Here is a 12,953-nt window from a genome sequence, read left to right on the forward strand (position 1 = left end):
CAGCTGGAGGGACGGGGTCGGAGTTGCACCGGTTCAGGCTGGATCTGGCCGATCTCGCCAGCACCTGGTTCGCCTGCTCGCCGATCCAGGAGGCCGCGCTCAGCCTGCGGATGTGGACCCACCCCGGCGTCTACCCGCTGCAGTCCGCCGCCTTCGAGCGGCTGCGCCCGAGCTTCGAACGGCTGGACTCCGGGCTGCTGCTCTCCCTGGTCGCCGCCAACCGGTGGATCCCCGACTTCCTGACGCCCCGCCCGTCCGTCCCCGCGCCGGACTTCCGGGCCGAGCTGGCCGTGGTCCGGGCGCTGCCGCCCGAGCAGCTGCGCGCCGAACTGGAGCAGACCTTCCTGCCGCACGGCCGGCCGCTGCCCGCCCCGCTGGCGGCCGGGCTCGCCGATCCGGTCCGGCTGCTGGCCCGGATCGCCGACGCGCTGGAGGAGTACTGGGAGCGCTGCCTGGCCCCCGCCTGGTGGCCGCGGGCCCGCGCCGTACTGGAGGCGGACCTCGTCTACCGGGCGCGGGTGCTGTCCCAGCAGGGCGCCGCGGCCCTCTTCGCCGACCTGGACCACCGGCTGCACTGGGCGGACGGCCTGCTCTCGATCAACCGCCGCTGGACGGACTGGGACGGCGAGATCACCGTGGACGGCCGCGGGCTGGTGCTGGTCCCGACCTTCTTCGCCCGCGGCGCGATCACGATGATCAGCAATGACCGCCCACCGCAGATCAGTTACCCGGCCCGCGGCCGGGCGGGGATGGCCGCGCCGACCGCCCCGGTCACCCCGCGCGCGCTGGAGCTGCTGCTCGGCGCGCCCAAGGCCCGGCTGCTGGCACTGCTCGCCGAGCCGGCCTCCACCACCGAGCTGGCCTACCGCCTGGGCGTCACACCGGGCGCCGTCAGCCAGCACCTGGCGGTCCTGCACCGGACCGGCCTGGTCACCCGGGCCCGGCACGGCCGTTCGGTGCTCTACGGCCGCAGCCCGCTCGGCGACGAGCTGACCGGGCACCCGCGCCGGGGCTAGTCCGCCCGCACCAACTCCCAATTGGTACAGACCTGTTGACGCATTGGTCCAGTCCTCCTACAGTGCCCATGCCCCTGTCTCCCCACGGCGCGGGCACCGGTCGGCCACGCACCACGGCCGCGGCACCACCCGTACGGTTCTACGTCGCCCTGTTCAACCCCCCACAGTCACAGGGAGAACCATGTCCGCTCGACCCCGGGCCCGACGCCCGCGAGCGCGCAGCAGACTGCTGGCGCTGCTCTCCGCCCTGCTCCTGCCACTGGCCGCGCTCACCGCGCTGGCCGCCCCGGCGCACGCGGCCGGAAAACTGACCGCCACCTTCACCACCGCCGACAACGGCTCCTGGTGGAAGGGCACCTACATCGTCCGCAACGACAACGCCGCCGCCGTCTCCGGCTGGACGCTGGAGTTCGACCTCCCGGCCGGCGTGACCGTCCAGAACAGCTACAACGGCACCGCGACCACCACCGGCCGGCACGTCACCGCCACCAACGCCTTCTACAACGCGAGCGTCCCGGCGCACGGCACCACCGAGCCGTACAGCTTCTGGTTCGTGGCCAACGGCCCGATCGGCACGCCGACCGGCTGCCGGATCAACGGCGACAAGTGCGACGGGAGTTCGGACGTCCTGCCGTCCGCCCCCGGCACGCCGGTGGTCACCGAGTCGACCGCGCACAGCCTGGCACTGAAGTGGCCGGCCGCCACCGGCGGTGACTTCCCGGTCGCCTCCTACGAGGTCCTGAGCGGCAGCACGGTACTGGCCGCCGCCGCGACCACCGACACCGTGGTCACCGGGCTCACCCCCGCCACCTCGTACACCCTGGCGGTGCGCGCCAAGGACACCCGGGGCAACACCGGCCCGTCGAGCGCGTCCGTCACGGCCGCCACCTTCGACCCGGCCACCGACCCCGTCCCGCCGACGGCGCCCACCGGCCTGCGTGCCACCGCGGTGACCTCCACCGACGTGACGCTGGCCTGGAGCGCCGCCACCGACAACCAGCGGGTGGCCGCCTACGACGTCTACCAGGGCCCCGCGCTGGTCAGGACGGTGACCGGCAGCACCCTGACCGCCACCGTCAGCGGCCTCTCCCCGTCGACGGCCTACACCTTCACCGTGAAGGCCCGCGACGGCGCCGACAACGCCTCCCCCGCCTCCGCGGCGCTCGCCGTCACCACCTCCGACCTGGTCGGGGCCGGGAAGTACGCCCGGGTCGGCTACTTCACCCAGTGGGGCATCTACGGCCGCCAGTACTTCGTGAAGAACCTCGACACCTCGGGCAGCGCGGCCAAGCTCGACGTCATCAACTACGCCTTCGAGAACATCGATCCGGTCAACCTGACCTGCCTGGCCGGCGTCACCAAGGGCACCACGGCCGACCCGCAGGACCCGGACCAGGGCACCGGCGCGGGCGACGCCGACGCCGACTACGCCCGCCCGATGAGCGCGGCGCAGTCCGTGGACGGCGTGGCCGACGACGGCTGGGGCAAACTGCGCGGCAACTTCAACCAGTTGAAGAAGCTCAAGGCCAAGTACCCCAACCTCAAGGTGGTCGTCTCGCTCGGCGGCTGGACGTACTCCAAGTACTTCTCGGACGCGGCCGCCACCGAGGCCTCCCGGCAGAAGTTCGTGAAGTCCTGCGTCGACACCTGGATCAAGGGCAACCTGCCGCTCTACAACGGCGCCGGCGGTGACGGCGTGGCGGCCGGGATCTTCGACGGCATCGACCTCGACTGGGAGTGGCCCGGCTCCGCCGACGGCCACGCCGGCAACCACTACAGCACGGCCGACAAGGCCAACCTGACCCTGCTGCTGGCCGAGTTCCGCAAGCAGCTCGACGCGCTCGGCGGCTCCCACAAGCTGCTGACCGCCTTCACCCCGGCCGACCCGGTCAAGATCGGCCAGGGCTGGGACCTCTCGAAGATCTTCAACTACCTGGACATCGCCAACGTCCAGGGCTACGACTTCCACGGCGCCGGCAGCGACAACTCCTGGGAGCCGAACCGGGCCGGGCACCAGGCCAACCTGTACGCCGACGGCCAGGACCCGTACCCGTTCCACTTCAGCGTGGACGCGGCCGTCCAGGCCTACCTCTCCGCCGGGGTCAACCCGCGCAAGCTCACCATCGGCTTCCCGTTCTACGGACGCGGCTGGCAGGGCGTGGCGGACGGCGGCGCGGCGGGCGAGTGGCAGAGCGCGACCGGCGCGGCGCCCGGCCAGTTCGCCGAGGAGGCCGGCACCCGCGGGTACAACAACCTGATCACCACCTTCCCCAACCTCACCGTCCACCACGACGCCCAGTCGATCGCCACGTACGGGTACACGGGTGCGGGCGGGCAGTGGTGGACCTTCGACGACGCCTGGTCGATCGGCCAGAAGACGACCTACCTGAAGTCGAAGAACCTGCTCGGCGCGATGATCTGGGAGATGACCGGCGACACCCCGAACGGCGCCCTCATGACGGCGCTCGACACCGGGCTGAAGTGAGCCCGGGCGGCGCCGGTCCCCGGACCGGCGCCGCCCTCGGAACGAACCGCACGAAGAGGCTCCCGCGGACCGGCCGACGCCGGCCCGCGGGAGCCCCGCCCGCTACCGCGAGGCGAGCGAGGTCAGCTTGCGGGCCGCCCGGTACTGGCGCAGCACCTGGGCGAAGGTGGTGTGGCCCTGGGTGGTCCGGGCGAACGCCCGCCAGGCCGGGGCGACCAGGCAGACCGCCGCGTGGAACAGGTACGGACGGCGCTCGAAGGCGGCCAGCATCAGCTTGCCGGCCCGCATCTCCACGCCCAGCCCGGCCTTGATCGCGAACGCGTAGTTCAGCGCCTCGCGGCGGACCTCGGCCGCGGTGCCCGCCTCGGCCACCTTGACCGCCCACTCCCCGGACAGCCGGCCCGAGCGCAGCGCGTACGAGATGCCCTCGCGGGTCCACGGCTCCAGCAGACCGGCCGCGTCCCCGGCGACCAGCACCCGGCCGCGCGAGAGCGGCGAGTCCTCGGCCCGGCAGCGGGTCAGGTGCCCGGACTCCACGCTCGGCGGGAACCCGGCCAGCCCGAGCCGGCGGATGTAGTCGGCCAGGTACTGCTTGGTCCGCTCGCCGTCGCCGCGCGCCGAGATGACACCGACGGTCAGGCTGTTCGACTCGGTCTTCGGGAACACCCAGCCGTAACTGCCCGGCAGCGGACCCCAGTCGAGGTGGATCCGGCCGGCCCAGTCCGCCACGACCTCCGCCGGGACGGGGATCTCCGCCTCCAGCCCGAGGTCGATCTGGTCGAAGGAGACGCCGACGTGCCGCCCGATCCGGCTGGCGCTGCCGTCCGCGCCGACCACCGCCCGCGCTTCGAACGTGCGCCCGTCGGCGGCGGTGACCACGGCCGTGCGGTGCTCGCCGCCGCGCTGCTCGACTCCGGTGACGGTCACTCCGGTGACCAGCACCGCCCCCGCCTGCTTGGCCGCCTGGACCAGGCGCAGGTCGAACTCGTCCCGGTTGACCAGCCCGAACAGCATCCGCTTCGAGCGCCGCGTCCGGGTGAAGCGGCCGCCGTACGCGAAGGTGACGGCGTGCACCCGGTCCTGCAGCGGCAGCCGGAAGCCCGGCGGCAGGCTGTCCCGGGAGGGGCCGATGATGCCCCCGCCGCAGGTCTTGTACCGGGGGTGCTCGGCCTTGTCGAGCAGCAGGACGCGGCGGCCCTGGGCGGCGGCGGCCTGCGCGGCCGAGGCCCCGGCCGGTCCGGCGCCGACCACGACGACGTCCCAGACGCCGTCCAGCGGATCGGGCCCGTCCCGCGGCGGGGCGGGCTGCGGCTCGGACGGCTGTCCGGGCGCCTCGGCGTCGAGCGGGCTACGGGAATCGGAGCTTCCGGAGTCAGTCACGTCGAGCAATCCTATGCGTCCTCCGGAGCCACCGTCCGTCGCGCCGCCCCGAACGCCCGGACGGCCCTCCGGACCGCCCGTTCGATCCGCCTATGATCGACATATCCCCCTGTCAGCACCGTCCGCCCGGAACACCCTCCGGGCCGGACCACCACCACCGGAGCCCCCGATGCCGCAGCAGCCCCTGGCCGACGCCGTCCGGTCCCTGATGGACCGTGCCCGCACCGACCTCGCCGAACTGGTCGCGTTCCGCTCGGTGGCCGACCCCCGCCAGTTCCCGGTCGAGGAGTGCCGCGGCGCCGCCCGCTGGGTCGCGGACGCCTTCGCCGCCGAGGGCCTGACGAAGGTGCAGCTGCTGGACACCCCCGACGGCACCCAGGCCGTCTACGCCGAGCTGCCCGGCCCCGAGGGCGCGCCGACCGTGTTGCTCTACTCCCACTACGACGTGCAGCCCCCGCTCGACGAGGACGCCTGGCTCAGCCCGGCCTTCGAACTGACCGAGCGGGACGGCCGCTGGTACGGGCGCGGCGCGGCCGACTGCAAGGGCAACATCCTGATGCACCTGACGGCCCTGCGGGCACTGCGCCGGGTTGACGGCGGCTACCCGGTCGGGCTGAAGATCATCGTCGAGGGTTCGGAGGAGCAGGGCACCGGCGGCCTGGAGCAGTACGCCCAGGCGCACCCCGAGCTGCTCGCGGCCGACGCCATCGTCATCGGCGACACCGGCAACTTCACCGCCGGCCTGCCGACCGTCACGGCCACCCTGCGCGGTATGACGATGGTCGAGGTGTCGCTCACCACCCTGGCCGGAAACCTGCACTCGGGTGCCTTCGGCGGTGCCGCCCCGGACGCCCTGCAGGGCCTGGTCCGGATGCTGGCCTCGCTGCACGACGAGCACGGCGACGTCGCGGTGGCCGGCCTGACCAGCGACCAGACCTGGCCCGGGGTGCAGTACCCCGAGGAGCAGTTCCGCGCCGACGCCAAGGTGCTGGACGGCGTGGCGCTGACCGGCACCGGCACCGTCGCGGACCGGCTCTGGGCCCGCCCGGCCGTCACCGTCCACGGCATCGACGCCCCGCCGGTGATCGGCGCCACCTCCTCCGTCCAGGCCGCCGCCAAGGCGCTGGTCAGCCTGCGGGTGCCGCCGGGCGGCGACGCCCTCGCCGCCCAGGACGCGCTGATCGCCCACCTGGAGGCACAGGCACCGGCCGGTGCCCGGCTGCGGATCGAACGGCAGGGCGCCGGTGAGCCGTTCGCCGCCGACACCTCCGGCCCGGCCTACGAGGCGATGGGCGCGGCGATGGCCGAGGCCTTCGGCACGCCGATGGTCGCCTCGGGCGAGGGCGGCTCGATCCCGCTCTGCAACACCCTGCAGTCGCTCTACCCGCAGGCCGAGATCGTGCTGATCGGCGTCGAGGAGCCGACCACCCAGATCCACGCGGTCAACGAGAGCGTCGACCCGCGGGAGCTGGAGCGGATGGCGCTGACCGAGGCGCTCTTCCTGCACCGGTACGCCGAGCTGCGCTCCGTCTGAGTCCCCGCCCCGCCCTGCCGGTGTGACGGCGCCCCGGTGCGCCGGGCGGCCGTCACACCGGCAGCCGCCCGGCCGCCCGCCGCCGGCCCGCCACCCGCCCCGCGACCGCGTGCACCAGCGCGTACCCGACCGCTCCGGCCGCGAGGCCGGCGCCGGCCCCGAAGCAGAACTCCGGGATCGGGTTCCGCCGCAGCGGGACGAGCCGGTGCACCACCCCGGCCGCCGTGGCCGCGCCGAGCACCGCCACGGCGGCCCGCCGGGCCCCCGCGGGGAGCGCCGGGGCGGGCCGGACCGGCTCCACCGCGCGGGCCGCCCGCGCCAGGTGCCCGGCCAGCGCCGCCAGTGCCAGCGCCGAACTGCCGTACTGCAGCAGGGTGTACAGCGGCAGCCCGGCGACCGTCCGGTCCAGCACCGGCAGCAGGCGGACGCCCAGCCGGCCCTCGTGGGTGAAGGCGTCCCAGCCGACGTGGGTGGCCGCGCCCAGCGCCGCCGAGCCGGCGAACCAGGCCGCACTCGCGCCGCCGCCCCGCCGGACCGTCAGCGCCTCGGCCGCGTCGGCCCACCGGTCGGGCAGCAGGGCGAGCAGCGGGGCGCGCAGCAGCCCGTGCCACCCGGCCACCAGGACGCCCGCGATCGCCACGTCCACGGTGGGCACCGCCCACCAGCGGTGGGTCGTCCCGCCCTGCCCGTAGACGCCGGGCAGCAACGACTCCAGGAAGAACGGCACATCGGGCGCCATCGACCCGGCGACCAGCGCCGAGGCCACCAGCGGGCCGCGCGCCCCCGCCGCGCGCAGCAGGGGCAGGACGGCGGCCGGATGGCTCAGTGTGAACGGCATGGCCCCATCCTCCCGCCCCCGCCCCGCCCGGCACACCCGAACCGCACCGGGGGCGGCCCCGCCGGCTCGCGGCCGCGGGCACCACGACGGGCGCTACGCCGCGTCCGCCGCCCTGGCCAGGCCGAGACCGGCCCGGCGGCCGGCCTCCAGGTAGCGCAACTCGCCGCTGCGGCGGGCGTCCAGCGCGGCCGCCAGCCGCCGGTACCGGCCCGGGGGCAGCAGAGCGGCGGCCTCGTCCAGGCTGACGAAGCGCCAGCCGCGCAGCTCCTCCTGCTGGAGCAGCAGGTTCTGCCGGGCGGCGGCGTCCAGCAGCCCGCCGTCGTAGACCAGTCGCAGGCCGCCGCGGCGCGGGCCGGTGCGCGGCTCCCAGTCGACGGCGAGCAGCCGCAGCGTGCCCGGGTCGAGTCGCAGCCCCAGCTCCTCGGCGGTCTCCCGGAGGGCGGCGTCGGTCGGCGCCTCGCCGCGCTCGACGACCCCGCCGGGAAACTCCCAGTCCGGCTTGTAGACCGGGTCGACGAGCAGGACCCGGTCCTGCTCGTCGAAGAACAGCACGGCGGAGGCCACCGTGTCCCCGGTCGGGTCCGGGGTCTGGACGATCGGGCAGCGGGCCGAGCCGTCACGGACGAGCTGGGCGAGCCGGGCGGCGGTCTCGCGCGGGGTCAGCTCGCCGTTGTCGACCATCCGGGCGTCCTCGATGAGCCAGCGGCGGGCGGCCCGGTACCGCGGCAGGTGCTCCAGGCACCACTGCCGGACGCGCTCGCTGCGCTCCGGATCGCCGGGGCACTCGTCCCGCTGGGCGATACGCGCACGCAGGATCGTTTCTTCAGGGTCCAGGACCAGGTGGTGCACCGTGATGCCGTTCGAGGCGAGCGAGCCGAAGATCTCGTCGCGGTAGTCCTCCCGGAGCAGCGTCATCGGGACCACCAGCGGCCCCGGCACCTCGCCGAGCAGCGCGGCGGCCGTCTCGGGGACGAGCCGGCGCCAGGCCGGGAGGTCCTGGAGGTCGGACACGGCGGCCAGCCGGTCGGCGGGCAGGAGGTCGCGCAGCCCGAACCCGACGAGCTCGGGATCGAACAGCGTGCTCCCCGGCAGCAGCTCCACCAACTCACGGCAGGCAGTCGTCTTGCCCGCCCCGAATGTGCCATTGACCCAGACGATCACAACGTCCCCTGCCCCTCGACTTCCCCCGATGCCGTTCGCACCGGGCGGCGCCCCCGTCAGCCGTACCAGCGCCACCCGAGGTGGTACCCGCGCCGCGCCGGTCCCCATACCTGCGGACCGGGCCCGGCGGCCGAACCCGGCCACGCCGTGTGACAGGGGCATGTGCCCAGGCCAGGCGGTCCGCACCACGGTACGCGCGCCTGCCCGACCGCCGGTCCGCACGCCCCTGATCACCGGCGGCCACCTACCTTACGCGCGCCCCCTTGAACACCTCTCGCGCCCCCACCCGCCCCACGCTCCCCATCCCCCGCGCCCCACCCGGCGCCCCACCCGGCACCCCTGACGGCCCGACCCGGCGACAGAGCGCCGAATCCCTGAAGCGCGGAGGCGCGGAAACGCCGAGGCACCCCGACGCCCGGCCGGTCGGGCGGCGTACGGACAGCCGCTCGACCGGCCGGGCGTCACCCGGCGGGCAAACTCCTCAGGGGCGGCCCATCTGCGTCGGGTAGTAGCCGCTGCTGAGCCCCGAGATCCGGATGTTGGTGCCGGGCCGGGCCGCCTCCACGTACTGGTTGTTGCCCAGGTAGATCGCCACGTGGTGGATGCCCCGGGCGCTGCCGTCGTCCGACCAGAAGAGCAGGTCACCGCGGCGCAGCTGGCTGGCGCTGACCGGCGTGGTCGCCTCGTACTGGTCGTTGGCCACCCGCGGCAGCGCGATGCCGCCGCGCTTGAACGCCTGCTGCACCAGGCCCGAGCAGTCGTACCCGTCCGGCCCGTTGCCGGCCGTCCGGAACGGCTTGCCGAGCTGGGCGAGAGCGAACTGCACCGCCGTCTCGACGTCCCCGTCGGCGGCCACCGAGCCGGAGCCGGCGGACGACCCGGCCGAGCCCGAGGAGGAGGACGAACCGGCGGCGGAGCCGCCACCCGTCCGGTCCAGGTAGACGTCGTAGTGGGTGGTCCAGCGCCACTGGCCCTGGCTGTTCCTGAACCAGTACCGCGAACCGTCCCAGCCCTGCGTGATCCCCCCGGACGAGGAGGAGGCCGCCGGGGCCGCGGCCTTGGCACCGCTCCCGGTCCGGGCCTGGTAGATGTCGTAGTGGCTGGTCCAGCGCCACTGACCCTGGCTGTTCTTGAACCAGTACCGCGACCCGTCCCAGCCCGCGTGGGCCGGCGCCGGCTCGGCGGCCGCGCTGCTGACCCCGGTACCGAGGCCGATCACGCCGGCACCGGCCGCGATCACCGCCACCATGCCTATCCCCCGACGGACCCGCGCCGCCCGGGAGGGCCGGGCGGCACGCGCCGGCCCGTCGGTGGTGGCGGCGGTCTGCCCGGTCGGGTCGTCGGCTGCACCCGGTGCGCCGGTGTTGACGGTCGTCATCCTGCTGTCTTCCTTTGCTGAACGCGGCTCAGCACTGCCCAGCACCGCTGACGCTGCTGAACCCCGGCTGAACACTGAACGGGGAGGGCAGAGGGGTTCCCGGTGACGCGCCGCGGCTTCCGGTCCTGCGACCGGAGGCCGCGGCGCGTCACCCTGGGATTCAGTTCTGCCTGCGTGTCACGTTAGGCACGCGGCCGCTCACAGCGCGCAGTGGAGTGCGCCAATGGAAGGGTTCACGGAAGGTGAGGAGGACCGCCGGGGTGACGGTCGAAGAGATGAACGACCGTCACCGGGTGACCTCCCGTCACCCGAGTGCCGACTCCGCCAGCAGCTGCTTCTTGAGCACCTTTCCCATGGCGTTCCTGGGCAGTTCGGACACCAGCACCACTCGCCGCGGCCGCTTGTGGACCGAGAGCCGCTCCGCCACGAAGGCCGTCAGCTGGTCCCCCGTCACCGTGCCGTCCGGGATGACGTAGGCGACCACCGCCTGGCCGAGGTCCTCGTCGGGCGCGCCGACCACCGCGGCGTCCGCGACCGCCGGGTGGTCGCGCAGCGCCGCCTCGACCTCGCCGGCGCCGATCCGGTAGCCGCCGCTCTTGATGAGGTCCACCGAGGCACGGCCGACGATCCGGTGGAAGCCGTCCTCGCCGATCACGGCGACGTCCCCGGTGCGGAACCAGCCGTCCGCCGTCCACGCCTCCCCGTTGGCGTCCGGCCGGTTGAGGTACCCGGTGAACAGCGTCGGCCCGGCGACCTGCAGCTCGCCCACGCTCTCGCCGTCGTGCGGGACGGGCTCGCCCTCCTCGCCGACCAGCCTGGTCCGCACGCCGGTCAGGGGCAGCCCGACGCTGCCGGGGCGGCGCTCGCCGTCCGCCCGGGTGGAGAGGGTGATCAGCGACTCGGTCATGCCGTAGCGCTCGATCGGGGCGTGCCCGGTCAGCGCGGCGAGCTTCTCGAAGACCGGCACCGGCAGCGGCGCGCTGCCGGAGACCAGCAGCCGGGCCGAGGCGAGCTGCCCGGCCGCCTCCGGATCGGCGGCCAGCCGGGACCAGACCGTGGGCACGCCGAAGTACAGGCTGGCACCGGCGGCCGCGTAGCCCGCCGGCGTGGGCCGCCCGGTGTGCACCAGCCGGCTGCCGGTGCGCAGGGCGCCGAGCACGCCGAGGACCAGGCCGTGCACGTGGAAGAGCGGCAGGCCGTGGGCCAGTGTGTCGTCGGCGGTCCAGCGCCAGGCCTCGGCCAGCGCGTCCAGGTCGGCGGCGACGGCGGAGCGCCGGATCATCGCCCCCTTCGGGGCGCCGGTGGTCCCCGAGGTGTAGAGCACGAACGCGGTGGCGTCCGGCGCGGGCTCGGCGTGGCGGGTGGCGGAGCGCTCGGCCGGGTCGACGGGCAGCGCCGACACTCCCCCGGTCTCCGGCACCGTGTCCCCGGCGGCGTGCGCGAGCAGGACGGCGCCCGAGTCCCGCAGGATGTGCGCGCGCTCCTTGGGCCCGGAGTCGGGCGGCAGCGGCACCACGGGCACGCCGGCCAGCAGCCCGCCGACCACCGCGACGACGGTCTCGGCGGTGGGCCGGGCGAGCACCGCCAGCGCGGGGGCGCCGGCCACCCGGTCGGCCACCGCGGTCGCCGCTCCCAGCAGCTGCTCGCGGGAGAGCTCCCGCCCGTCGATCCGGAGCGCGTCGCCGGAGTCGCCGAAGTCGCCCTGAAGTGCCGTCAAGAGTGTCATGCGTCTGCCCTCGCCCTTGGTCGCGGTGTGGCGCTCTGTCCCCGCCGGCCCTGTCGCCGCCGGTCCGGCGTCCGACTCTACGGGCCCGGCGGCGGGCACCCCCAGGGCCCACGGGGACGGACCGCGGCAGCGGGGGATCCGCCCGCGCGAAAGCGCGAGGGCGCGCCCGGGACGGTTCCCGGGCGCGCCCTCGCGCAGTGTCGGTCCGACGCCGTGCGGTCAGCCCTTGCGGGCCTGGACCTCGCCGGTGAGCTGCGGCAGCACGGCGAAGAGGTCGCCGACCACGCCGTAGTCGACCAGCTCGAAGATCGGGGCCTCCGGGTCCTTGTTGACGGCCACGATGGTCTTCGAGGTCTGCATGCCGGCCCGGTGCTGGATCGCGCCCGAGATGCCCGCCGCGATGTAGAGCTGCGGGGAGACCTGCTTGCCGGTCTGGCCGACCTGGTTGCTGTGCGGGTACCAGCCGGCGTCGACGGCGGCGCGCGAGGCACCGACGGCCGCGCCCAGCGCGTCGGCCAGCTCCTCGACCACGCCGAAGCCGGCCGCCTCGCCGACGCCGCGGCCGCCGGAGACCACGATCGCGGCCTCGGTCAGCTCCGGGCGCCCCGAGGAGACCCGCGGGGTGCGCGAGGTGACCTTGGCGGCGTTGCCGGTGAACTCGACGGTGACGTTCTCCACCGCGCCCGCGGCCGGAGCGGCCTCGGGGGCCACCGCGTTCGGCTTCACCGTGATGACCGGGGCGCCGTGCGACACCTTGGACTTCACCTGGAAGGACGCGGCGAAGACGGCCTGGGTGGCGACCGGGCCGTCGGCACCGGCCTCCAGGTCGACGGCGTCGGTGATGATGCCGGAGCCGATCCGCAGCGCGACCCGCGCGGCGACCTCCTTGCCCTCACCGGAGGAGGTGACCAGCACCGCCGCGGCACCGGTCGCCTTGGCGATCTGGGCCAGCGCGTCCACCTTCGGGACGACCAGCTGGTCGGCGAACTCCGCGCCGTCCGCGACGTACACCTTCGCCGCACCGAACTCGCCGGCCTTGGCGGCCAGGTCGGCCGCGGCCGCACCGGCGCCCAGCACGACCGCCGACGGCTCGCCGATCCGGCGGGCCAGGGTCAGCAGTTCGAGGGCCGGCTTGCGGACCACACCGTCGGCGTGGTCCACGAGAACCAGGATCTCAGCCATGATTCGTTGCTCCTGATCGATCGTTGGAACGCAAACTGCGTGGATTAGATGAACTTCTGCTCGGCGAGGAACGCGGCGAGCTGCTTGCCGCCCTCACCCTCGTCCTTGACGACCGTGCCGGCCGTCCGCGCCGGACGCGCCGTCACCGACTCCACCGCCGTCCACGCACCCGCCAGACCGACCTCACCGGCCTCGATGCCCAGATCGTCCAGGTCGAACGACTGCACCGGCTTCTTCTTCGCCGCCATGATGC

General features: G+C 74.6%; 9 protein-coding genes and 1 pseudogene. 3 read left to right on the plus strand and 7 right to left on the minus strand.

All coding sequences use genetic code 11. From position 1 onward, the window contains the following. The first annotated feature begins 23 nt into the window (after window positions 1-23). Complete coding sequence (locus ACZ34W_RS28670) at window positions 24-1,016, plus strand: ArsR/SmtB family transcription factor (RefSeq protein ID WP_465608183.1); 993 nt, start codon at window positions 24-26, stop codon at window positions 1,014-1,016. Window positions 1,017-1,197: 181 nt separating this feature from the next. After that, entirely contained in the window at window positions 1,198-3,501 is a 2,304-nt protein-coding gene (locus ACZ34W_RS28675; RefSeq protein WP_465608185.1) for a glycosyl hydrolase family 18 protein, read from the plus strand. Window positions 3,502-3,603: 102 nt separating this feature from the next. Here ACZ34W_RS28675 and ACZ34W_RS28680 read toward each other — a convergent pair whose 3' ends face one another. After that, window positions 3,604-4,881, minus strand: a complete 1,278-nt coding sequence (locus ACZ34W_RS28680) for a geranylgeranyl reductase family protein (RefSeq protein ID WP_465608187.1) — start codon at window positions 4,879-4,881, stop codon at window positions 3,604-3,606. 169 nt (window positions 4,882-5,050) lie between these two features. On the opposite strand from ACZ34W_RS28680, the gene ACZ34W_RS28685 reads away from it, so the two are divergent. Next, window positions 5,051-6,415, plus strand: a complete 1,365-nt coding sequence (locus ACZ34W_RS28685) for a dipeptidase (protein ID WP_380393943.1) — start codon at window positions 5,051-5,053, stop codon at window positions 6,413-6,415. A 52-nt stretch (window positions 6,416-6,467) separates the two neighbouring features. Here the strand turns inward: ACZ34W_RS28685 and ACZ34W_RS28690 are convergent, their stop codons facing one another. The 6 genes and pseudogenes from ACZ34W_RS28690 to ACZ34W_RS28715 form a co-directional block, all read right to left on the minus strand. Next, complete coding sequence (locus ACZ34W_RS28690) at window positions 6,468-7,253, minus strand: DUF4184 family protein (RefSeq protein WP_465608190.1); 786 nt, start codon at window positions 7,251-7,253, stop codon at window positions 6,468-6,470. 93 nt (window positions 7,254-7,346) lie between these two features. After that, window positions 7,347-8,414 carry an NUDIX hydrolase gene (locus ACZ34W_RS28695; RefSeq protein ID WP_465608192.1) on the minus strand — a complete coding sequence of 356 codons (1,068 nt, stop codon included), beginning with the start codon at window positions 8,412-8,414 and terminating at the stop codon, window positions 7,347-7,349. Between the two features lie 481 nt (window positions 8,415-8,895). After that, entirely contained in the window at window positions 8,896-9,792 is an 897-nt protein-coding gene (locus ACZ34W_RS28700) for a C40 family peptidase (protein ID WP_329490789.1), read from the minus strand. A gap of 304 nt (window positions 9,793-10,096) precedes the next feature. Continuing rightward, window positions 10,097-11,518, minus strand: coding sequence for an acyl-CoA synthetase (locus ACZ34W_RS28705; protein WP_329490788.1), 1,422 nt, complete (start codon window positions 11,516-11,518; stop codon window positions 10,097-10,099). Window positions 11,519-11,737: 219 nt separating this feature from the next. Beyond that, a complete protein-coding gene (locus ACZ34W_RS28710) occupies window positions 11,738-12,700 on the minus strand; it encodes an electron transfer flavoprotein subunit alpha/FixB family protein (protein WP_329490786.1) in 963 nt (320 codons plus the stop codon). Window positions 12,701-12,744: 44 nt separating this feature from the next. After that, window positions 12,745-12,953: pseudogene (locus ACZ34W_RS28715) on the minus strand (electron transfer flavoprotein subunit beta); the annotation flags it as partial.

Source organism: Kitasatospora sp. NPDC022856 (assembly GCF_055561235.1).